The organism is Mucilaginibacter ginsenosidivorans (assembly GCF_007971025.1).
Taxonomy (GTDB): domain Bacteria; phylum Bacteroidota; class Bacteroidia; order Sphingobacteriales; family Sphingobacteriaceae; genus Mucilaginibacter; species Mucilaginibacter ginsenosidivorans.
Map to the genome: position 1 here is coordinate 455701 of NZ_CP042436.1, position 22455 is coordinate 478155.

Here is a 22455-nt window from a genome sequence, read left to right on the forward strand (position 1 = left end):
CTGCCGCAGGCGGGGAAAGGGGCAAAAATAGCAAATTTGGATGGGTTTTTATAGGGTCTTATGCTTTGAGAAAGCGATAAGGTTACATCTCAAGTTCTATTGCAGGGTCCCAAAAAACTTTTTTGAAATCCTTCACCTGGTCACTCTCTACTTCTACACCCTCGCTGCGAAGCATTTCAGCCATGCGGTCGCCACCAAAATGGAATTTCGCCGTTAACAAACCCTGCCTGTTAACTACCCTGTGAGCAGGCACCGGCGGGTTGGCGTTGCCACAGGCCTGCATTGCATAACCCACCATGCGCGAGGAGCCCTTTGTACCTAAATAGCTGGCGACAGCCCCGTAAGAGGTAACCCTGCCCGGCGGAATTAACCGAACTACCTGGTAAACCGAATCGTAAAAATTATAGTCGGGCATGGTTACTGGAATGAAAACTTAAGGTAGTTAATGTTCTTGTTATCCTTTAAATATTTCTTCTCGTAATAGGTTTTGATAGAAAGCACTTCATCGGCAAATTCGGAATGGTAAAGGTCTTCCGTCCTGATATGAAGTATCAGGTTATGTTCAGCAATTTTTTCGGCTGTGTAGGCGTGCAAGCCGTCATTATCCGTTTTCAGGTTCATAAAACCGCCCGGCTTCAGCACCTGCTTATATTTTTCCAAAAATCGCGGCGATGTCAGTCTCTTTTTCTCCCGGCTTAACTGCGGCTGCGGGTCGGGAAAGGTTATCCATATCTCATCCACCTCCCCTTCGGCAAAGTAATCCAGCAGTGTTTCTATCTGTATGCGGAGGAAACCAACGTTGGCTACCCCTTGTTCCAGCGCATCTTTCGCGCCGCGCCAAATGCGGTTGCCTTTATAGTCGATGCCAATAAAATTCCTTTGCGGGAAAAGCTGAGCGAGATTAACTGTGTATTCGCCCTTGCCACAGGCAAGTTCGAGCACAACGGGGTTGCCGTTTTTAAAAAAGTCAGCTGCCCACTTGCCCCTGTAGGGCATTCCTGCATCCAGTTGTACTACATTGCTGAAAGTCGCTACTTCGGCGAAACGTCTGAGTTTGTCTTTTCCCACGCAGCAAAAATAAGCATAAAGCGGAAAGCAGAAAGTACAAAGCATTTACAGGAAGGCACAAAAAGCTTTCTGCTTTGGTCTTTTAGCTTTTAGTTCAGGATGCTTCGCTTTCAGGCGGAATGCCGTAGTCGGGCTGCCTGTCTTTTTTTTCGAACAGTGTTTTTACTTTATCCCATAAACCGGCAATACTATCTTCATTTATAAAGCGGGAGGCTTTTTGAGACACCAGGCTTACCAACGTTTTGACTATAAATCCTGAATTACGGAAAATGGTTTTGTTCAACATAAGCGGCAATACTACCCTGGATAAAATCGATACAAAATCCTGCTGAAACAGATCGTTTTTGCCACCGCGCTTATTGGGGAAAGCAGAATATACAGTAGCAAGCGCCGTTATCGGCGAATTAAAACGTTCGGCCAGTGCTTCGCCCTGCTCCTGTTTTATGATTTTAAGACGCGCTATTTCGGCCCGCAGATCATCCACATTATTTATCATCACGTCAGCCATTACTTAAAGAAATTTTTAATGAACATATTAGTAAGCTTTGGCTTTAGTCTGTCTTTCCTGTTCATCATGATCAAAGCGATGATCAGATAGATGGCGGCCATGCACCCGAAACCGGCCCAGTATGAATTAAACAGGCTGGAGAGTGCGAATGCTATAGCAAGGCTCACAAAAAGGAAGGTAAGAACAAAACAAACGCTCACAATAAAATCCACCACAAAGCCGCCGAGCATCTTCGACCCCTTCTCAATGGCCTCATATTTCGCCAGCTTTATTTGTGTCTCAGCGTATTCCTTCAGCTGGTCGATAATAGGCGGTGTATTGGATTCTTTTTGTTCTTCTTCCATATATCTTAGAGATGATCCCGGGGTAACCCGGGACCAATTAATTATGCGTGTTCCAGGTCGTCCTGGTATTCCTCTTCGGCCGATTTGATCTTGCTCTTAATGTTATCGACAACTTTGTCCTTAAACCCTACCAGGTTGTCGATCTCATTTGCTGCGGTCTCTCTTATCGAGTCGCCCAGTTTCTTTAACGAATCGGTAAGTTTATCCCTCGTCTCAGCACCTTTTTCAGGCGCGAATAATATCCCTAACGCTGCTCCTGCCGCTAGCCCTGCAAGCAATGCAACTACTACTTTCGAGTTGTCACTCATATTATTATATTTTTAAGTTGAACATTTTAATTTATAACGGTTAAAAATCCTGCCAATTATTTATAAACAGACTTTTAGTCAGGTTTCCGGTTATTTATAATTGATCGTATCAATATCGGCATTTTCATTTGCGTGGGCAAAAAATATTCCATTTAGCTTAATTGTCCATGTTGGTCCTTATGCGGTCCAATCTCTCGGCTGCCATACGGTTGGTCTCATATATTTCAACCAAAAGCAGGAAATAGGACAACAGCAGTGGCCCGAAAACCAACCCCAAAATACCAAAGAGCGGAATCCCAATAAACACGCCTATCACTGTTATAAGTGGGTGCGTGTTGCCAACCCGCTTGTTGATGATCATTCGCAATACATTATCAACATTACCGATAAAAAGCAGCCCGTATGCCAGCAGGAATATACCTTTCATAGTATGGTCGTTCGCAAAAAGTACTATACTGGCCGGGATGGTTAGCGTAGGCGCGCCTACCACCGGTAAAAAAGAGATGAACATGCCTATCACACCCCAAAATATCGGGTCGGGAATACCAAAGGCATAAAAGCCCATAGCCAGTAAGGTGCCCTGCACAAAGGCGATGATGCCCTGCCCAAGCACATTGCTGTACGTGGCATTATGCAGTGTCTCCGCAAATTTTAAGGCGTGCTGTTCGCGAAAAGGGGCGAACTTAAGCACCCCTTTTTCAAACTCACGTATTTGTGTGAACATAAAATAAAGGAGAAAATACATCACCAGCAGCGTTATGATAATGTTGACAGCGCTGCTAAGGATGGACGGGAAAAGCTGGGCTATGTACTCGCTGGCCTTTTGCAGCGTATTCTCGGCAAGTTTTGGCTGGTTAAGATGCTGGCTTGAAAAAATATCGATCTTGTATATCCAATCCTGTATCGGGAGCGAATCCCTGGTTAGGCCCGATATTTTCTGAATTACCATAATACTGAGCGCCAGGAAGGGGATAACGATCACTATAAGTGAAATAAATATGATAAGCAGCGCCACAAGCGTTTTGTTCCATCCCCGTTTTTCGGCGAGGCCGATATACATTGGCCTGAACAGCGTAAACAGTATAATGGCGCCCAATATGGAACTAAACAACCCGCTCAAAGCATACAACAGGAAACAGGCCAGTATGATGATGCTGGCGAGTATGATATTGTTACGCTGTTTGTGGTTGAAAATGGACATTGAGGGATCTATTGCAATAAGTACAAACCTATAAACAAAAAAGCACTAAAATGTTTTTTAGCGCCTCAATTAAAATGCTTTACCTTTTAATGACTAGTCGAGCTCGTCGAGCAGCAAATTGATCTTCGCACAGCTCATGGCGATGGTATTGATATAAAAAGCAACATCGGAAGTAGCGTCATCCGGCACTTCATATTTCAACTGCTCAACCGACAGGTTGATGTTCGAAAGCTGGTTGCGGATATCGTGTCTTAACCGCCGTGTTTTATCTGCGCCGGTTTCGCTGCCTTTTGCTGGCTCTTCCATAATTACTTGCCTAAGTTAATAGCTTTCATTTTATTGTAAAGAGTTTTCCGGTCGATATTTAAAATTTCGGCAGCTTTTGTTTTGTTGAAGTTTACTTCGCGCAGCACTTTCAATATGGTATCATATTCGGCTTCCTGTGCGGCGTTTTTCAGGTCGTGCCTGCTTTCTTTTACCGATGCCTGCTCAATCTCCGACAATGCGGCTACTGATTCGAACACCGGCGCAGCTGAGGCTCTGAAATTGGATATCTCCAGCGGGAGAGCCTTTAATGGGATCACATCGCCCTCGGTGATCAGGGTGGCGCGGCGAACAACATTCTTAAGTTCGCGGATGTTGCCGTTCCACCTGTAGTTCATAAAACATTCCTCCACTTCGGGCGAGAACGAGGTGACATTACGGCCCAGTTCGGCATTGGCTATTTGCAAAAAGTGATTGGCCAGCAACATAATATCGCTGCCCAGTTCCCGCAATGCAGGCATGTATATGGTAAACTCGTTAAAGCGATGGTACAGGTCCTCGCGGAAGCGACCCTTGGAAATGCCGTCCTGCAGGTTTTCGTTAGTGGCTATGATAATGCGCACATCCAGGTCTATCTCCTTGGTACTTCCTATGCGTTTTACTTTCCTTTCCTGCACGGTACGCAGCAGGGCCGCCTGAATATCATACGACAGGTTACCTACTTCGTCCAGAAACAGGGTACCGCCGTTGGCCATCTCAAAGTGGCCTATCTTGGTATATAACGCACCGGTGAACGAGCCTTTTTCGTGCCCGAAAAACTCACTTGCGGCCAGTTCCTTCGTTAACGATCCGCAGTCCATCGCAATAAAAGGCATATTGGCGCGCTGGCTGTGCAGGTGTATATTTTTAGCAGCTGATTCTTTACCGGTACCGCTTTCGCCCAAAATAATTACGCTGTAATTGGTTGGGGCAACCAGCTCTATCTGGCGGGCAAGCTCTTTAGCAGCCTTGCTTGTACCCACAACAAATTCGCTATTGGGTAATTGTGGCTTTTTGCCATTTGTAGGCTTGGTAACATTAATAGCAGGTTCAGGGTCGTCTACCAGCGCGTGGTGAGTTTCGAAAGCCTTATTGATCGTATTTAATATCTCATCGGGATAAAGCGGCTTGGTGATATAATCGTAAGCGCCCATCTTGATAAGCTCAACGGCCATTTTAATATCAGAATAACCGGTGATGATGATAACACCTGTTTTGGGGTATTGGGTTTTGATACTCTTCAGCATCTCGCGTCCGTCGGTGTCTTCCAGGCGGAAGTCGCAAAGGACAAGGTCGAAAGAACCATTTTTTAGTAATTCGAGACCACTCGAACCAGTGGCAGCTGTAGCGACGTCAAAACCGTTACGCGTCAAAAACTTTGACAGTAATAACGCGACATTAACTTCATCATCAATGATGAGAATTTTCTTCATAACAGGTATTAGCTAATTTTGACAGGTAAACGTATTACAGCTACGTCAAGTTACACACAAATTTGCTAATTTTTTGGGTAAATTTTAATTATAGCGCTAATTTTTATATTTCTTGAATAAAAAAACGACAAAAGGGCCCGCTAAGGCCCCTCGTCACTTTAATTGATGGTAGAAAAATTACTTGGTGCCAAAAGCATAAGCCAGGCGCAATGCAACAAAGTTTACCTTGCTGTCGTCGATCGTACTGTTGAATTTAGTACTGCCTTCAAAACGTACTCCGGCATCGATAAAGCTTTTACCGCCGATAGGAAACTGGTAGCCAACCTGCGGTGCATAAATGAATGCGGCGCTGTTGTCAAAACCCAGATCCGATTTGTTTAAAGCAAATGCAGCGCCGGCTTCACCCTGTACATACAGGTGGCTGATGGGGAAATACTTCAAACCTGCCTTAACCGGTAACAACTGGATATTGGTAGCGTCGAGACCTGTTCCATCGATGTTGTTTTTACCAAAAATGTTGTTGTAGCCTGCGTTAACAGTAACAAACAACTGGTTTTGAACCACCGGGATATCGGCCTGTAACGAACCGCCAAGGTTCCAGTTATAAGCATTTGAAAGGTTTCCTGTCGGAAGACCCGCATCCACGCCAACGCTCCATATGATTCCGTTTGAAGTTGTAGTTTTTGCTGAAGAAGCAGGGGTACTGGTTTGTGCTTTTGCGCCATAAGCCAATCCGGCAAAAGCGAGCACGAGGGCTGAAATTTTAAATGTACTTTTCATTTTGTTATGTGTTTTATTAGATGTGTTTGTTGAAACACAGGGCAAAGTAAAGCACGAAAAGTAACACACAGTTTCATCCAATTGTCACGATTATTCAATCGCTTGATTAACAATGAGATATTTTTGACCAAATATGGAAATTGGTCAGTTTATTGTAAAAAAAGTGGCTTATTTACCCTGAAAATTGGGTTTTCGTTTTTCGAGAAATGCGGCAACACCCTCCTTAAAGTCTTCAGTATCGAACGACCGGGCAAATTTTTCGATCTCGGTCTCAAATCCGTCGATGTTATTTTGGGTTGAAGCATTCACCGCTTCGATAGCTGCCGTGAGGGCAAGCGGAGCACGGGATAGTATCCGGTTCATGATAGCCTCGGCTGCCGGCAATAGTTCTTCGGGCGCTGTTACATGATTGACCAGGCCGTAGGCATGGGCATCTTCGGCAGAGATCATATCACCGGTCAATATCATTTCCAGCGCGCGACCGCGACCGACCAAACGGGTCAAACGCTGTGTACCGCCGTATCCCGGTATCAAACCCAGGCTTACCTCGGGCAGGCCCATTTTGGCGTTGTTGGACGCAACACGAATGTGGCAGGCCAGAGCCAGTTCCAGTCCGCCGCCCAGGGCAAAACCATTGATAGCAGCGATAATGGGCTTACTGCTGTTTTCTATCATATTGAAAACTGTACGGTGACCGTGACGCGCCAACTGTTCGCCCTTTGTTGAATCAAAAGAAGCAAATTCCGCAATATCAGCGCCTGCGACAAAAGCTTTTTCGCCCGCACCGGTAATAATGATACCACCAACCTGGTTACTGTTCAACGCGTCATAAACGGCGGTATGCAGTTCGGCGAGGGTATTGCGGTTAAGCGCGTTCATCTTACCCGCGCGGTTGATGATGATGTGGTGGATGCGGTTATCCGTATGGGTCAGCAGGTTTTCGAACATGGACATAAGGTAGAATATTTTAGTTTTTTTGCTTCATTATTTGACTCACCGACCCACGCTTCGCTGGGCTGTGGTTCTCAAAAATTGCGGTGCTTATGCACCCAATCTGTAATATATTTTACAATGTCGGCCGTTGTAGTTCCCGGCGGGAAAAGTTCGCCAACGCCTAACGCTTTCAGCTCTGCCATATCGCTCTCGGGTATAATACCGCCACCGGTGACCAGCACATCATCCATTTCCTTTTCCTTCATCAGGTTAATTATCTTTGGGAACACTGTCATGTGGGCCCCTGATAATATTGATACACCTATTGCATCTACATCCTCCTGCAAAGCGGTATTCACCACCATTTCGGGCGTCTGCCGCAGGCCGGTATAGATCACCTCCATCCCGGCATCGCGCAGGCTGGTAGCTATAATGCGCGCGCCGCGGTCGTGCCCGTCAAGACCCACTTTGGCAACCAGTACACGTATCGGGCGATTAAATTCGTTACTCATGGTAAGCAATTGGTGGTGTAAAGGTAGAAAGAAAAAGACAAATCAGTCGGCGCCGAGCGGATAGCTGAAAACAGAAAGACTAAATTCAAAAGCTTTCAACCCCGATAAACTTAAATCGGTAAATCAATATGGTCCCGCAATCATGTCTTACAAATAACTAAGCCACCACTTTTCTTTATGCTTTTGTTTATAGGCATCATACCGTTTGCATAGCGGGTACAAGCCAACTACTACGCCTATCCATACCAGGTACGTAACCGGTAATGAAAATCCGTAACCTTTCAGGTTGGTGGTAAACCATATCGGTTTATCCATTAACCAACGGTGCCAGTCCTGCCCGGGCGTTACAGCAGATGATATAACGGCAATAAGGTGGATGATGTAAATGTGGATGAGGTAATAGAACATCGGTACACGGCCGTAAACCGACACAATATTTACCAACCCGTTCCTTAGTTTTTCTGTAAACGCCAGGAACACGCAGGCCGAGCCGATGGTTAGCAATACGTACAATAAAGACGGTGGGTATTTATTCACATTCAGGAACGAGAGGAAAGTAAAAAAGCCGTCCTTTTGCGTGCTCCACTTTACCGGGTCGCCGTATATATTGCTGTACCGCAGCAGCACGAACAACACAAGGGCCGAAAATCCGACGGTTGATAATACCTTTTTTCGCTTCGCGGAATCAAATTCCGATGTGAACAGTTCGCCGAGGCAATAACCCAGGGACATTAACGCAAAGAGCGGGACAATAGGATAGCCAACCAAAAGCATTTCGTTATGCCAGGTAAAAAATTGCTGATCGTGCACCAACGACCAGCCGAAACCCGCCAGTGTATTTCCCGGTACATGTACATTATCCAAAAGATTATGACCCGCGATAACCACGATGCTGAGTACGAGCAAAAGCCTTTTCGGCAGGTGGATCAGCGCCGCCAATGCTATCATGCTAACGCCCAGTGCCCATATCGTGATGAAAAAGAACATAGGGAACGCTATATTAAAGTTCCAGCCAAAGTTCACGACGATCATCTCCAGGAAAACCAGCCAGAGGCCGCGTTTCACCAGGAAAACCGATAGTTCGCTTTTGGTCTTCTTGCGGCCCATCAGGTAGGCCGAGGTACCGGCGAGCAATAAAAATATCGGGGCGCAAAAATGCGTTATCCAGCGGGTGAAGAAAAGGACGCCGCTTGTTTTGGTGAGATCGAGCGGGTCGAAATAAAATGAGCCAAAAAATAAATAATCGCGCACATGGTCAAGCGCCATGATGATCATAATGGTGCCGCGCAGCAAGTCGATGGAAGTTATCCTGTTTTTTGTGATGGTTGCGGTTGCGTTCATGTTTCGAAGATAGCACTATTTTGATGTCGTGCTAAACCCGAAACTTGCTATATGTCATTTATTTGACTGAATATTCCAATAGCTCCATCCGGTTCCCAAACGGATCGAGAAAGAAAAATCGTTCCCTGTCATCCAAACGCTCTTCCTCATAAGTTTTAACGCCATTCGATTCGAGCTGTTCACGGGCCGCAGCCAGGTTCGTAACTTCAAAAGCACTATGGCGCGACGTACTCAGCAGGCCCGGCTCAATACCAATATGAAAGCCGATGTTGCCAATTTCGAACCAATAGCCGGGATGTTTGAAAACCTCCGGGCGGTGCGTTAATTTCAGTCCAACAACATCGGTATAAAATTTACGCGCTTCCTCCAGCCTTTCGGGCGGAACGCAGATATGGATATGGTCGGCGCGTTTAAAAGTGATCATTCGTGTTCGGCAAAAGTGAGGACATAATTATTGTTGTCCAATATAGAAAATTCGGTAGCGCCATAAAAGGTTTTTTCCAGGCCCTTCAATACTTTCACTCTGCCTTTTATAGATTCAAAAAACTCCCGGATATTCTTCAGGTTGATATACAACAGCAGCGATCCGCCGTTGCCCCGGCTGATCTCCGGCAGATCTTCCTCCAAACTATCGAAAGTCTGGAACATGATGGTAACCCCTCCGTTCACCATCATCACCCAAACCAGCTCGTCGCCCTGCTCGGGTACCGACATGGCTACTTTAAATCCCAGCAGCGTGTAAAGGGCCACGGTTTCCTGTATGTTCCGCGTAAAAATATTAGGCGCTAAAGTTTCCATAAAAACTGAATTTACCTGTAAATATCAGAATAAATAATTCACGCCAACCTGGTAATACGAAATTTTAACATCGTAACTGTGGCTTGACGAGATAGGCGCCAACAAGCCATAAGAGGCGTTTATTTGTATCTTTTCGCCGATAACAACCCCGGTCCCCAGCCTGAATGTATTCCAGTAATGCAAAAGCGCAGGGTAATTGGGTGTGCTGGTTGTGGATACATTACCGAAATTAACCTGGTATGCATATTTGTTGTAAGAAGAGAAATTGAGGGCAATACCTGCATCAAGGAATGCTTTAAACTGATCGGTAGAATAAACGTTATAAATCACCTGCGGAACTACCGATACGGTATATTGTTTAAAATCGAAAGAAGCCGTTGTGCCGCCCCCGTTTACTGCTGTTGGAGGAATGGTATAGTGAGAACCCGAGTATTCGATCTCTGCCCTGAAAACGAATTTTTTTGTGTATTTATTCAAAAAAAAGTCTGCACCGGCAGATACTACCGGCGAGGTGACGCTTTCATTGGTGCCATCGGGGAAGAAAGATTGTCCGCCTCCTGCATTTAACTTATTGAACCTGGCAGCAACACCGGCAAAAACCCGGGTACCGAGAACACCCGGAGGCGTAAAATTTTGCGAACTTTCACCGTTTATAAGGTCGACTATTTCTCTGAGATCGCGCTCCCTGTAATTGGCGTATTTGATATCTTCCGTAAGTTTGGCGCTGTCCTTATTGTAATGGCCGGCAATCAGTTTTAACTGGTTCCTGAAAGTATATAAGGTTTGGACCTTTACATTATTCTCCGCAATATAAAACATATAATAGTCCAGTTCATTGGCCTCCCGGTCTTCAGTACTGGTGATATAATACCGGGTCTTGATGTCGTCTGTCAAACTGAAAAGCGAAACATTTTTCCCGGCCACAACAACCTTTAAAAACGCAGTGTCTGTTGTTTTACTGGTATCGATGCCAATGGATAACTTATTTGGATTGATTTGTCCCTTGCTTTTAGACACAATAAATCTTTGGTAGTATTCGGCGCCATTTATACCGAAGGCAGTCGAGTTGGTAACGGTAAATGGTGTTGGCGCTGGCTGATTTAAATTACTTTTAAATGAAATCTCCTTCGGATTATTTTCCCATTCTTTGTAATCAATAAACCCTTTCAAGGTATCACTGTTAAGGTCGACAATATAAGCGGGTCTATAATTGTGCTGAGCTTCAGCATTAAGGGAAAACAGTATAGATAAAACTGCTAAACAAAATAAATATTTCATGTATAAAATTTAGGTTTGCTAAAGTATATATTTTTTGCAATACTGTACTAACTCAATAATTTAATCTGATGGGAAAATTAGAAGACGATTTCAACGCCTACCGTACCAAAATGAACGACAGGATAATGGAATCGGCCAATACCAATATCAAGCGGTTCTTCGCGCTGGATACCACAACTTATGCCGATGGCGCCCTCGACGTAAAAACCAAGGAAATGCTGGGCTTGGTAGCGTCCATGGTGCTCCGCTGCGACGACTGTATCAAATACCACCTGGGCAAATGCCACGAGGTGGGTGTGAATCACGATGAAATGAACGAAGTGTTTATGATAGCGAACCTGGTGGGTGGGTCTATCGTGATACCGCATTACCGGAGAGCGGTGGAGTATTGGGATGAGTTGAACGGGATTGGCAGTTGACAGTAGCAGTTTGCAGTTGGGTTGGAATTGTTTAAATTTATAAATCAAACCTGAACCATGCGCAGACCATCAAAACATCTCGATCATTTAGCATTAACGATGCGGATTGCTATTGATGTTGGATTTATCGTTGTTATATTTTTGATGGTGACAGGAAAATTGAGACGGCCTACCCCGTTTGTTCAAATTCGCAATATTCAACTTCCGTATTCAACACTAACTTCTATTAGTGATCTGGATGGAGAGTTGGCGATAATCTATTTTGTAAAAGGAAGAGTTATGCTTCAATTACCGGACACTATAAAGACACAAACGCTTGTTGCTATGGGTGAAAAATATCACGTTGCTTTTTCGGATACTGAAATAAATAAGTTTAAAAAAATGGATTTGATAGAAGTGCCTTTGGGAACATTAAAACAATTTATAAACGAATATGACAGCGGTTCCTTCGATAACAAACTTATGGGTATCCGGTTTGATTCGCCCAACAATGAATTAGGCGATTGGATAACGGAATCAAATAAAGTATCGAAAAATACAACCGGGGACAAATTACACTTTTACCTGTATGGTGACCGAAGCGAGCAATATAGCGTCGTTCGTAAAATATTTAACGTCTTACAGGACCGGGGCGTGAACAAATGGTCGTTACTTACCTGGACAAAATCAAGACAATAATTTATAAAATATGCCAACTGAAATTAAACGCTGCACCTGGCCCGGAACAGACGAACTCTACATTAAATATCATGATGAAGAGTGGGGTAAAGAGGTTCACGATGATAAAATATTATTCGAATTTCTCATCCTTGAATCGGCCCAGGCCGGGTTAAGCTGGATCACAATCCTGCGCCGCCGCGAGGGCTACCGAAAAGCCTTCGCCGGGTTTGACGTGCGCAAGGTAGCTGCCTTTACCGAAGACGATGTGGAGCGCCTGATGCAGGATACGGGCATTATCCGTAACCGGCTTAAAATTTTGGCGGCTATCAATAATGCCAAATTGTTTATTGAAGTGCAAAAGGAATTTGGCTCGTTCGATAAATACCTGTACAGCTTTATGCCCGATGGTAAACCCATTATGAACCAGCCAACGCACGCCATTGCGAGCACGCCAATTTCCGACGCCATCAGCAAGGATATGAAAAAGCGGGGCTTTAAGTTCTTCGGAACAACCATCTGCTACGCCCACATGCAGGCCACGGGTATGGTGAACGACCATTTGCCCGACTGTTCTTTTAAATAGATGATTACACTGATTATTATCGGATTGCACTGATTATTATCGGATTGCACTGATTATTTTTTGATTTCACCGATTGGATTTTGATTGCATAGATTAGTATGTATTTTTGAAAATCGCTGGTATCGGTGCTATCGCTTCCTAAAATCGGTGTAATCATTCTAAAAAATCGGTGTAATCAAAAATAACTATGAAGAAGCTATTTCTTTTGGACGGCATGGCGCTTATTTACCGGGCGCATTTTGCGTTGAGCAAAACCCCGCGTTTTACTTCGGGCGGCCTCAATACCTCGGCGATGCTGGGCTTTACCAATACCTTGCTGGATGTGCTGAAAAAAGAAAGGCCCACCCACATGGCCGTAGTTTTTGATACTGAAGCGCCAACCGAACGCCACACCGAGTTTGAAGCTTACAAGGCGCAGCGGGAGAGCATGCCCGAGGACCTGGCTGCCGCCATTCCGTATATCTATAAGATAGTTTTAGGATTTAACATACCGCTTATTACGTCCGACGGCTACGAGGCCGATGACATCATCGGCACCCTTGCCAAAAAAGCCGAGGCCAAAGGTTACCAGGTATATTGCATGACACCCGATAAGGATTTCGCGCAACTGGTTTCCGATAATATCAAACTGTACAAACCCGGCCGACAAGGCAACGAGGTGGAAATAATGGGGGTGAAGGAAGTGCTGGAAAAATGGGAGGTTAGCGATCCGTTGCAGGTTATAGATATTTTAGGCCTTTGGGGCGATGCGGTGGATAATATCCCCGGCATTCCCGGCATTGGTGAAAAGACAGCCAAGGCGCTTATCAAGCAATACGGTTCGATGGAGAACATCATCGCCAACAGCCACGAACTGAAAGGTAAGCAGCGCGAAAATGTAGAGCAATTTGCCGAGCAGGGCCTGTTATCCAAACGCCTGGCTACCATCAACCTGAATGCCCCGGTAGAGCTGGATGAAGCCGGGCTGGAAATGTGCGCACCAAGCAAGGACCTGCTGGAGCCTCTTTTCGCCGAGCTGGAATTCCGCACACTGGGCCGCCGTGTGTTTGGCGACGATTTCAGCATTACCGAAACCCGGGCCGTTTCTATCCAAACCGATCTGTTTGGCGAACCGGTAGCTGCCGGTCGCACCACCATGACAGTGGATGTGCAGGATATAGCCGAGCCGGAAGGGCAACCCGAGGCAGGAAAGAACATCACCAATGTCGACCATGAATATATTTTAGCCGATACTAAAGAAAAACGCGCCGAACTGATAGCCGAACTTAAACAGCAAAAGGTCATTTGCTTTGATACCGAAACTACGGGTACCGATGCTAACCATTGCGAACTGGTGGGTTTGTCGTTCGCCATCAAACATCATCACGGCTGGTATGTTCCTGTTCCGGCAAATCAAAAAGAGGCGCAGGCGATAGTTGATGAATTTAAGCCCGTTTTAGAGGACGGGGACATCGGCAAGATAGGCCAGAATATCAAATTCGATGTATTGATGCTTAAATGGTATGGCCTTGCAGTAAAAGGCCCTTTGTTCGATACCATGCTGGCGCATTACGTGCTCGACCCGGATACGCGCCACAATATGGATGTGATGTCGGAAAACTACCTGGGTTACAGCCCGGTTTCCATTACCGAACTGATAGGCCCGAAGGGCAAGGCCCAGGGCAGCATGCGCGATGTAGCGTTTGAAAAGATAAAAGAATACGCCGCCGAAGATGCCGACATTACCCTGCAATTGCACGATGTTTTCAAACCGAAAGTAAAGCAGGCCGAGGCGGAAAAGCTGATCAACGATATCGAATGCCCGCTTATCTATGTGCTTGCCGATATGGAGTACGAGGGCGTGCGTATTGACCATAATACACTGGCCGAATTTTCCAAAGAGCTGGTGGGCGACATAGCTAAACTGGAACGTACGGTGTACGATAAGGCCGGCGTACGGTTTAACATTGCCTCGCCAAAGCAGCTGGGCGAGGTGCTGTTTGAGAAACTGATGCTCGACCCGAAAGCCAAAAAGACCAAGACGGGCCAATACCAAACCGGCGAGGATGTGCTGCTTGCCCTGGCCTCGAAAAGCGATATTGTGCGCGATATTTTGGATTACCGCCAGTTGCAGAAATTAAAATCGACCTATGTGGATGCGCTGCCGCAAATGGTGAGCCCCAAAACCGGGCGCGTGCATACTTCCTACAATCAGGCCGTGGCTGCAACAGGGCGCTTAAGCTCCACCAACCCCAACCTGCAAAACATCCCTATCCGTACCGAACGCGGTCGCGAGGTGCGCAAGGCGTTCATCCCGCGCGACGAGAACCACACCATTGTATCGGCGGATTATTCGCAGATCGAACTGCGCATTATTGCCGAGATCAGCAAGGATGCCAACATGCTCGATGCCTTTGCCCAAAACCTCGACATCCACACCGCTACCGCTGCCAAAGTATACGGCAAGCAACTGCACGAGGTAACCAGCGACGAGCGGCGCAACGCCAAAGCGGTCAACTTCGGTATCATCTACGGGCAGTCGGCCTTTGGTTTGTCGCAAAGCCTGGGCATACCGCGCAAGGAGGCTGCCGAGATCATCGAAAACTACTTTGCCCAATATTCGGGCATTAAGCAATACATGGCCGACACCATGAACTTTGCCCGCGAGAACGGCTATGTGTGCACCCTAATGGGCCGCCGCCGTTACCTGCGCGACATCAATTCGGCCAATGCCACCGTTCGCGGCTTTGCCGAACGAAACGCCATCAATGCCCCCATACAGGGTTCGGCGGCGGATATGATCAAGATAGCCATGATCAACATTCACCGCGAACTGAAGGCCCAGAAAATGGATGCCCGCATGACCATGCAGGTGCATGACGAGTTGGTGTTCGACGTGCCAAATCACGAGGTGGAAAAAATAAAACCCATCATCAGCGAAGGCATGAAGAACGCCATCAAAACCAACGTACCCATCCTGGTCGAGATAGGTACCGGGGCCAACTGGCTGGAGGCGCATTAAGGAGGAAGTCGGGAGTCAGAAGTCGGTTCGGGGAGATGGATAGACCAAGACTTACGACTTTCAAAAAAGGGTGTTTCCCTTGTTCCCCGGGTCACGCTTTCCATTCATACGTCCGCAGAGCCTTAGGCGCAAAGGCCGGTATCCATCAAGTCGTCATGCTGAACTTGTTTCAGCATCCCACATACTAAGTAGCCCGCATGACATGGTTGGGGTGTTTGTCCGTCCGTTTTTTTGTATTGGGGTGATGATACAAAGCGGACAAACCTGTCATTAAACGGGCGCTGCACGCGTGCGGCAGCGAAAGAAGGTGGACGTAAAATACGGACGGACAAACACGCGTAAGGGATACCGGCCAATGTAGTTGAGTTAAGCAAAAAGATAAAAAGCATTAATATCGGATAATGAACATCGAACGCCGAAGTTTTCACTCCATTATTCAGCATTCGTTATTCGGTGTTCGATATTTAAATCCTTAGCTTAACAATATTGGACCTGGGCTTCCCAACCCACGCACATTACCATTTTCACAAAAATCCACACCTATAACCCGCGAAAAATATGGATTTTGCAAAAAACCATCCGGGATGCTTATAAATTAAAAGCGAACTGCCCCCGAGGGTAAACAAATAATAAAAATTCGTTTTTTAAACAGAATATAACCCCATTGGTTGTTTATTTAAGCAATTGTTCCTTAAATTGAACCGGTTATAGTCTATTAATGAAAATCTTCCACCTAAGCGCCGAATGTTACCCTGTTGCCAAAGTTGGCGGCCTGGCCGATGTTGTGGGCGCACTACCCAAATACCAAAACCAGATGGGGCTTGATGCCTCCGTCGTGATGCCTTTTTATGAGCGCAAGTTTGTGCAGGAAAACGAATGGGATGTTGTTTTTGAGGCTTCGTCGTTTTTGGGCGCCCGGCGTTTTTACTTCGAGATATTAAAAGAAAAAACGGATAAACTCGGTTTCCCCCTGTACCTGGTGAAGATACCCGGCCTGCTCGACCGTGAGAACGTTTACAGCTACCCCGACGAAACGGAGCAGTTTATTGCCTACCAGATAGCTTTTCTGGATTGGATCACCTGGTCGCAGCAAACACCGGATATTATACACTGCCATGATCATCATTCGGGCCTGGTGCCCTTCCTGATGTATCATGCGCGGCCATACCACCGTTTAGCGGGTATACCTACGATACTGACCATACATAACGGGCAATACCACGGCGCGTTCAACTGGAGCAAGCTTTCGCTGCTGGGCGATATCGACCTGTCAAAAACCGGTTTGCTGGAGTGGAACGGCGCAATAAACCCGCTGGCCGCGGCGGTAAAATGCTGCTGGAAATATACCACCGTTTCGCCGACTTACCTGGAAGAACTGACCTACCAGTCGAACGGCATGGAGTATCTTTTCTACCTCGAACGAAATAAAGGCACGGGTATCCTCAACGGTATTGATACCGAAGTGTGGAACCCGAAAACCGACCCGATGATCCCTGAAAAATTTTCGATAAGGACACTGGCATCGGGCAAGCAAAAAGACAAAGAGGCACTATGCGCCCGGTTCAAATTATCTACAGACAGGCCACTGATCTCGTTCATTGGCAGGCTGGTGGGCGAAAAAGGTGCCGACCTGCTGCCCAATGCCATCAGGCGGAGCATACTGGCGCACCCCGGCGGCGTAAATTTTTGCCTGCTGGGTGCCGGCGAAGTGAAAGTGCAAGAGCAGTTGTTGGCCCTGCAAACTGAGTTCCCCGACCAGTGCAGTGTATTTATCGGGTACGACGAGCCGCTGGCTCACCTGGTATACGCCGGTTCGGATTTCCTGCTGATGCCGTCGCGCGTTGAACCCTGCGGGCTGAACCAGTTGTACGCACTAAGATATGGCACCGTGCCCATGGTGCGGACCACCGGCGGGCTAAGGGATTCTGTGATAGATTTTGGCGATGAGGGCGGTTACGGCATCCGCTTTATCCAGGCCAATGCCGAAGATATTATACATGCCGCAGGCAGGGCCATCGGGCTGTACGAAACCACACCGCACCTGCAACTGATACGCAAACGAATGATGGCGCTCGATTTCTCGTGGGATCGGTCGGCCAAAGAATATATTAATCTTTATGAGAGTTTAAAACCTGCTATATGACATCAAAAGTAATTTCCATTGTGCTCGGCGGCGGCCAGGGAAGCCGCTTATCGCCCCTTACCGCAACACGCTCCAAGCCTGCCGTACCAATAGGCGGCAAGTACCGTTTGGTTGACATCCCGATCTCGAATTGCCTGCATTCGGATATTACCCGCATTTACGTGCTCACGCAGTTCAACTCGGCGTCGCTTAACAAGCACATCAAAAACACGTACCATTTCAGCAGCTTTAGCTCGGCTTTTGTCGATATACTCGCAGCCGAACAAACACCATCCAGCGTAGCCTGGTACCAGGGCACTGCCGATGCCGTAAGGCAAAGCCTGCACCATTTGGCGGTACACGAGTTTGAGTACGTGCTCATCCTGTCGGGCGACCAGCTGTACCAGATGGATTTCCAGGACATGATCAATAACCATATCGAGACCAATGCAGAAATTTCTATCGCTACCATCCCGGTGCATGCCAATGACGTACCCGGGTTTGGTATACTGAAAACCGATTCGAACAATATGATCACCTCGTTTATCGAAAAGCCAAAAAAGGATTTCGAAAGCTGGGCATCGGAAGTAAGTGATGAAATGAAGGCCGAGGGCAGGGTGTACCTGGCATCGATGGGTATCTACGTTTTCAACCGCAAATTGCTGTACGAATTGCTGATGGGGAACGACCGCACCGACTTCGGCAAGGAGATCATCCCCGATTCGATAGCGCATCACCGTGTGGCAAGCTACCAGTACGAGGGTTACTGGACCGACATTGGTACCATACCTTCATTCTTTGAGGCCAACCTCGGATTGACGGACGATATCCCCAAATTTAACCTGTTCGATTCGCAGCCGATATTCACCCGCGCGCGCATGCTGCCGCCATCAAAAGTGTCGGGCTCGCATTTGGAGAAAACGATCATTGCTGATGGCTGCATTATTAATGCCAGTCATATTTCCCGGTCAATTATTGGCATTCGTACTCGCATTGGTATAGATACCGTTATTGAAAATTGCTACGTAATGGGCAGTGACAATTACCAAACGTTGGAACAGATCAGGGAATCAAACCTGAGCAATTCGCCCATCATGGGAATAGGCGACCGCTGCTGTATCAAAAATGCCATCATCGATAAAAACACTTATATCGGCGACGACGTCAAGATCAACTGCGGTAATAAAAAGCTGGAGGACGGCGACTACGGCACGTATACTGTACAGGATGGTATCGTAGTGATAAAGAAAAGAGCCATAATACCGCATGGGACAGTGATTTAAGTTGAATATTTTTAAAACAATCTGCACCCGGATTGTTATTAATATTCAAACCAAAAATTGTTATCCTATGAAAAAAGCAATGGCCATGATCGCATTAGCTGCGATCTGTTTTAGTAGTTCAGCTTACGCCCTTACCCCGGTAAAAATGGCGCAGGACACTACTAAAAAAGACACCGTAAAAATGAAGGTGAAGAAAAAAGGCACCAAAGTGAAAATCAAAAAGAAGATGAAGGACAGCACGCAGATGTAATTCCTTCATAAAAAACGAAGCCCTCCCAACGAAAGTTGAGGGGGCTTTGTTGTGATATATCTGCCGTTATAGTTCTATACTTTCGCCTATACCCGGGAGTTGTAAATTCAAGCCAGCATTTTTAAACTTACCGGCTACTTCAGCTTTATCAATTTTGATAACCGGGAAAGTATCGTAATGCACACCTATCACATTTTTGCAGTTAACGAAGCCTGCGGCTTTAACGGCATCGTCTGCATTCATGGTAAAGTTATCGCCTATGGGCAATACCGCCCAATCAAGGTTTTCGTCGGCCAGCAATTTCATATCATAGGTTAGCGCAGTATCCCCGGCTATGTATATCTTTTTGCCTTCGAGATAAAGGAGATAGCCAGCCGGGTTGCCGCCATAAGATCCGTCGGGCATGGAGCTGGAATGAATGGCACTTACCATTTTTACCCGCCCGAAATCAAAATTATAGCCGCCGCCTATATTCATGGCATGCGCACCGGGTACGCCTTTTCCATCCAGCCATACCATTATTTCGTAAATGCAAATTACTTTGGCGCCGCTGTTTTTCTGTACAGCGAAGAAGTCGGCCATATGGTCTCCGTGCCCGTGGGTAAGCAAAATGTAATCGGGCTTTAAGCTATTAATATCAATGTGTTTCGCCAGTTCGTTATGAGAAATAAAAGGATCGAACAGCAGCTTTTTGCCGGCTGTCTCTATTTCTAATGCCGAGTGTCCGTAATAGGTGAGTTTCATAGCAGGTGTTTTTGTTGTAATGTTTTAAAGTTAAAAAGTCTTAAGGTTGTTTTATGCTTTAGCTTTTTTATTGTCAGTAGGCTGCCTGAAAATTGTTTTAAACTCTGCCTTGAATTCTCTGTCATTTTCCAAGCTATTAATGTTAACAGAATGATTTGCTGCACTGACTAATCGCTCGTTCGCAAAGCTTTTATGATTTTCGTCTTCATATTCAAAATAGGCGATTAAAACTCTAACTCCATTTTTCATTAGCGCCCTCGCAAGTGGAACAAAATCTCCGTCACCGGTCACAAGAATCGCCATATCTATTTTATCATCCAAACCAATTTGCAATGTCTCTACAGCCATATAGACGTCAATTCCCTTTTCTCCCTGAGTTTCTGACATAGGGACATTCTTAGGCTCAATTCCGGCATGCAGTAAATCTAGGTGCCTTTTTCGGTCTAATCTCAGATTGTTTTCTTGGGCTGCGCTTTCCTTATGAACGCCTTGAAAAAATGCAGAATAAACTACTTTGTAAGAAACGTGCCCTTGCTCCTTTGTCCGAACAAAACTTTCTAAAAGTTTATGAAATTCCTGAACTGATAGCCAGCCATATTTTTTCCCCCAGAAATAGTTTTGGGCCATAATAAAGTAGGTGCCGTCATAAAAGACGCCGATCCTTAGAAAGTTTTTTGTGCTCATAAGATTGTAGGTGTTGAAGGTTGATGCAAATATCAAAAAACATTACAACTTTTCAACGTTCCAGCACTCCAACAATTATTTCCCAAACATCCCGCCAAGCCCGCCAAACATTTGCTGCGACAGGGCCGCCATCTCGCTTTGGCTCACATTTTCGGCCTGTTCAAGGGCTTTATTTACAGCCAGGGCAAGTAGTTCCTCTAACTCTTCCTTATCGGCATCTTTCAGAAAATCCTCATCTATCATAATGGATTGGATCACCTTATTGCCGTTCGAGGTCACTTTTATTTTACCGCCCTCGGCACTGCCCATAACGGTAAGCCCGTCGAGCCTTTTTTTTACTTCGTCCGCTTTTTGTTTTGCTTCGTATAGTTTGTCGAACATGGTATTAGTTGATTGAGTTGGATTAAGTTTATTAAGTTGAATATGTTTTGCAAAGTTGGCAAGTTTTTCCAAACCAGTCAACTTAATCAACTACTTAACCTAATCAACTTAGAAATCAATCTTCCGCCGTATCCCCGGCACCGTTATAGGCTCCTTTACGAATTACCGGCATATTTTCCATCTTGAACAGGTCGTCCAGATGTAACAAACTTCCATTTACAAGGTTTCCCAACAACACAATTGTAACATCATTTTTAAGGTCGCGCACATAGATATGCCTGAAACCGTGCCACCAGCCTGTGTGGTAAACCACTTTTTGGCCGGGTGCTTCAAACAGACGCCAGCCGTAGCCGTAGTTAAAGTGCCCGCGTATCATCGGGTTGCGGTCGGTATAGGCCGAATCCTGGGTAGCAGGTTTTATCAAACGGCCGGCCCGTAAAGCCTGATCGAACAGGAACAGGTCGCCAACGGTGCTGTAAATACCTTTATCGCCTACCGGGCCGTCAAGAAAATTTGGGGCAACTGAATATTTCCAGCTGTTACGATCGTGTCCCACCACGTCGACGGGTATCTTGTCATACACCGCTTTCGAATAAACAGCAGTATGCGTCATGCCGGCCGGTTTAAACACATTCTCTTTCATATACTCCGCATAGCTCATCCCGGTCACTTTTTCAATAATGGAGCCCAGCACCATAAAGTTAGAGTTGTTATAAAGAAAGCGCTTATTGGGCTTGTTGAACGGCGCGGGCTTGTATTCGGCAATCATGTTCATGGCCTCGGTGTTGGTAAGGCCCTTCCGCTGGTTCAGGTGGTTTTTGCGGTAAATATCATCGATAAAATACACATAGTTCATCATGCCCGACCGGTGCGTAAGCAACAAACGGATGGTAACCCCCTGGTATGGGAAGTTAGGAAAAAATTCCCGCACATCCTGGTCGAGTTTGATCTTGCCGCGTTCCCAAAGCTGCATAATAGCGGTCGAGGTCATGGTTTTGGTAACCGACGCCAACTGGAACTGCGAATTGATCTTCAGGCTGTCGCGCGTCAGGTGGTTTGCCCAGCCAAGTGCATTCTCATAAACTATTTTGCCGTGCCGGGCCACCAGGATGTCGCCATTGAAGCCGCTTTTTTGGTGCAGTTTGTGAAAAAACTCATCTATTCGTTTATCCTCGTGTTTAGGGTCGTATTTTAAAAGCTCCGTGGGGTTAAACGGGCCGGGGGTGTAAGTCGCTTCCTTTTTGGGGCTGGCATTATTGTTCCCGCAGGCTATCAACATTAGCAGGGGCGCGGAAACAGGTATTAATCCTTTAAGCACTGATCTCATGTATATTAATCTATCTTATTTAACGTCCGCGAAAATTGGAAATTATAGCCCTACGGGAAACTAAAGTTTTAAACATTTTTCTTCTTTTAGTTAATAACCTTAATAAATTTATAATATGCGGCCCTATCACAAATTGCTCCTGGTTTTCCTGTTTTTATTTTGCTCTGAAAAAGATGATCAATATAGTTTATGGA

Annotated in this window: 26 protein-coding genes; 7 read left to right on the forward strand and 19 right to left on the reverse strand. The window is 46.1% G+C overall.

Annotated elements, in window-relative coordinates; all coding sequences use genetic code 11:
- Positions 1–82: 82 nt before the first annotated feature.
- The 15 genes from FRZ54_RS02065 to FRZ54_RS02135 form a co-directional block, all read right to left on the reverse strand.
- Positions 83–415, reverse strand: a complete 333-nt coding sequence (locus FRZ54_RS02065) for an MGMT family protein (RefSeq protein WP_147029994.1) — start codon at positions 413–415, stop codon at positions 83–85.
- A 2-nt stretch (positions 416–417) separates the two neighbouring features.
- Positions 418–1068 carry a tRNA (guanosine(46)-N7)-methyltransferase TrmB gene (trmB, locus tag FRZ54_RS02070; RefSeq protein WP_147029995.1) on the reverse strand — a complete coding sequence of 217 codons (651 nt, stop codon included), beginning with the start codon at positions 1066–1068 and terminating at the stop codon, positions 418–420.
- A 94-nt stretch (positions 1069–1162) separates the two neighbouring features.
- Positions 1163–1576: a hypothetical protein gene (locus FRZ54_RS02075; RefSeq protein ID WP_147029996.1), complete on the reverse strand. Its 414-nt coding sequence runs from the start codon at positions 1574–1576 to the stop codon at positions 1163–1165.
- Complete coding sequence (locus FRZ54_RS02080; protein WP_147029997.1) at positions 1576–1920, reverse strand: phage holin family protein; 345 nt, start codon at positions 1918–1920, stop codon at positions 1576–1578. Before FRZ54_RS02080 ends, FRZ54_RS02075 begins: the two co-directional genes overlap by 1 nt.
- Positions 1921–1961: 41 nt before the next feature.
- A complete protein-coding gene (locus tag FRZ54_RS02085) occupies positions 1962–2228 on the reverse strand; it encodes a YtxH domain-containing protein (protein WP_147029998.1) in 267 nt (88 codons plus the stop codon).
- Between the two features lie 157 nt (positions 2229–2385).
- Positions 2386–3429: an AI-2E family transporter gene (locus FRZ54_RS02090; protein WP_147029999.1), complete on the reverse strand. Its 1044-nt coding sequence runs from the start codon at positions 3427–3429 to the stop codon at positions 2386–2388.
- Between the two features lie 93 nt (positions 3430–3522).
- Entirely contained in the window at positions 3523–3735 is a 213-nt protein-coding gene (locus FRZ54_RS02095; RefSeq protein WP_147030000.1) for a hypothetical protein, read from the reverse strand.
- A gap of 2 nt (positions 3736–3737) precedes the next feature.
- Positions 3738–5165 carry a sigma-54-dependent transcriptional regulator gene (locus FRZ54_RS02100; RefSeq protein WP_147030001.1) on the reverse strand — a complete coding sequence of 476 codons (1428 nt, stop codon included), beginning with the start codon at positions 5163–5165 and terminating at the stop codon, positions 3738–3740.
- A gap of 177 nt (positions 5166–5342) precedes the next feature.
- A complete protein-coding gene (locus FRZ54_RS02105; protein ID WP_147030002.1) occupies positions 5343–5945 on the reverse strand; it encodes a hypothetical protein in 603 nt (200 codons plus the stop codon).
- 168 nt (positions 5946–6113) lie between these two features.
- On the reverse strand, positions 6114–6899 hold the full coding sequence (locus FRZ54_RS02110; RefSeq protein ID WP_228462604.1) for an enoyl-CoA hydratase/isomerase family protein: 786 nt from the start codon (positions 6897–6899) through the stop codon (positions 6114–6116).
- 71 nt (positions 6900–6970) lie between these two features.
- Positions 6971–7390 carry a cobalamin B12-binding domain-containing protein gene (locus FRZ54_RS02115; protein WP_147030003.1) on the reverse strand — a complete coding sequence of 140 codons (420 nt, stop codon included), beginning with the start codon at positions 7388–7390 and terminating at the stop codon, positions 6971–6973.
- A gap of 147 nt (positions 7391–7537) precedes the next feature.
- Entirely contained in the window at positions 7538–8731 is a 1194-nt protein-coding gene (locus tag FRZ54_RS02120) for a DUF1624 domain-containing protein (protein ID WP_147030004.1), read from the reverse strand.
- A 58-nt stretch (positions 8732–8789) separates the two neighbouring features.
- Positions 8790–9155, reverse strand: coding sequence for a VOC family protein (locus FRZ54_RS02125; RefSeq protein WP_147030005.1), 366 nt, complete (start codon positions 9153–9155; stop codon positions 8790–8792).
- Positions 9152–9529 carry a VOC family protein gene (locus FRZ54_RS02130; RefSeq protein WP_147030006.1) on the reverse strand — a complete coding sequence of 126 codons (378 nt, stop codon included), beginning with the start codon at positions 9527–9529 and terminating at the stop codon, positions 9152–9154. Before FRZ54_RS02130 ends, FRZ54_RS02125 begins: the two co-directional genes overlap by 4 nt.
- A gap of 24 nt (positions 9530–9553) precedes the next feature.
- Positions 9554–10807 carry a hypothetical protein gene (locus FRZ54_RS02135; protein WP_147030007.1) on the reverse strand — a complete coding sequence of 418 codons (1254 nt, stop codon included), beginning with the start codon at positions 10805–10807 and terminating at the stop codon, positions 9554–9556.
- A 68-nt stretch (positions 10808–10875) separates the two neighbouring features.
- On the opposite strand from FRZ54_RS02135, the gene FRZ54_RS02140 reads away from it, so the two are divergent.
- The 7 genes from FRZ54_RS02140 to FRZ54_RS02170 all read left to right on the forward strand — a co-directional run bounded on the left by FRZ54_RS02140 (position 10876) and on the right by FRZ54_RS02170 (position 19125).
- Positions 10876–11226: a carboxymuconolactone decarboxylase family protein gene (locus FRZ54_RS02140; RefSeq protein ID WP_147030008.1), complete on the forward strand. Its 351-nt coding sequence runs from the start codon at positions 10876–10878 to the stop codon at positions 11224–11226.
- A gap of 57 nt (positions 11227–11283) precedes the next feature.
- Positions 11284–11904, forward strand: a complete 621-nt coding sequence (locus FRZ54_RS02145; protein WP_147030009.1) for a biopolymer transporter ExbD — start codon at positions 11284–11286, stop codon at positions 11902–11904.
- Between the two features lie 10 nt (positions 11905–11914).
- Positions 11915–12469: a DNA-3-methyladenine glycosylase I gene (locus tag FRZ54_RS02150; protein WP_147030010.1), complete on the forward strand. Its 555-nt coding sequence runs from the start codon at positions 11915–11917 to the stop codon at positions 12467–12469.
- 187 nt (positions 12470–12656) lie between these two features.
- Positions 12657–15470 (forward strand): DNA polymerase I, encoded by a 2814-nt coding sequence (gene polA, locus FRZ54_RS02155; protein WP_147030011.1) that lies wholly within the window; start codon positions 12657–12659, stop codon positions 15468–15470.
- A gap of 718 nt (positions 15471–16188) precedes the next feature.
- Positions 16189–17613: a glycogen synthase gene (locus tag FRZ54_RS02160; protein ID WP_147030012.1), complete on the forward strand. Its 1425-nt coding sequence runs from the start codon at positions 16189–16191 to the stop codon at positions 17611–17613.
- Positions 17610–18875, forward strand: coding sequence for a glucose-1-phosphate adenylyltransferase (locus FRZ54_RS02165; RefSeq protein WP_147030013.1), 1266 nt, complete (start codon positions 17610–17612; stop codon positions 18873–18875). The genes FRZ54_RS02160 and FRZ54_RS02165 overlap by 4 nt, the downstream gene beginning before the upstream one ends.
- A 67-nt stretch (positions 18876–18942) precedes the next feature.
- The gene (locus FRZ54_RS02170; RefSeq protein WP_147030014.1) at positions 18943–19125 is read left to right on the forward strand and encodes a hypothetical protein; all 183 of its coding nucleotides are present in this window, start codon (positions 18943–18945) and stop codon (positions 19123–19125) included.
- A 66-nt stretch (positions 19126–19191) separates the two neighbouring features.
- Here the strand turns inward: FRZ54_RS02170 and FRZ54_RS02175 are convergent, their stop codons facing one another.
- The 4 genes from FRZ54_RS02175 to FRZ54_RS02190 all read right to left on the reverse strand — a co-directional run bounded on the left by FRZ54_RS02175 (position 19192) and on the right by FRZ54_RS02190 (position 22261).
- Entirely contained in the window at positions 19192–19869 is a 678-nt protein-coding gene (locus FRZ54_RS02175; RefSeq protein WP_147030015.1) for a metal-dependent hydrolase, read from the reverse strand.
- Positions 19870–19920: 51 nt separating this feature from the next.
- Positions 19921–20553, reverse strand: a complete 633-nt coding sequence (locus tag FRZ54_RS02180; RefSeq protein ID WP_147030016.1) for an NYN domain-containing protein — start codon at positions 20551–20553, stop codon at positions 19921–19923.
- A 75-nt stretch (positions 20554–20628) separates the two neighbouring features.
- Positions 20629–20934 (reverse strand): YbaB/EbfC family nucleoid-associated protein, encoded by a 306-nt coding sequence (locus FRZ54_RS02185; protein ID WP_147030017.1) that lies wholly within the window; start codon positions 20932–20934, stop codon positions 20629–20631.
- A gap of 115 nt (positions 20935–21049) precedes the next feature.
- Entirely contained in the window at positions 21050–22261 is a 1212-nt protein-coding gene (locus tag FRZ54_RS02190; protein ID WP_228462605.1) for a serine hydrolase domain-containing protein, read from the reverse strand.
- Between the last annotated feature and the right edge of the window lie 194 nt (positions 22262–22455).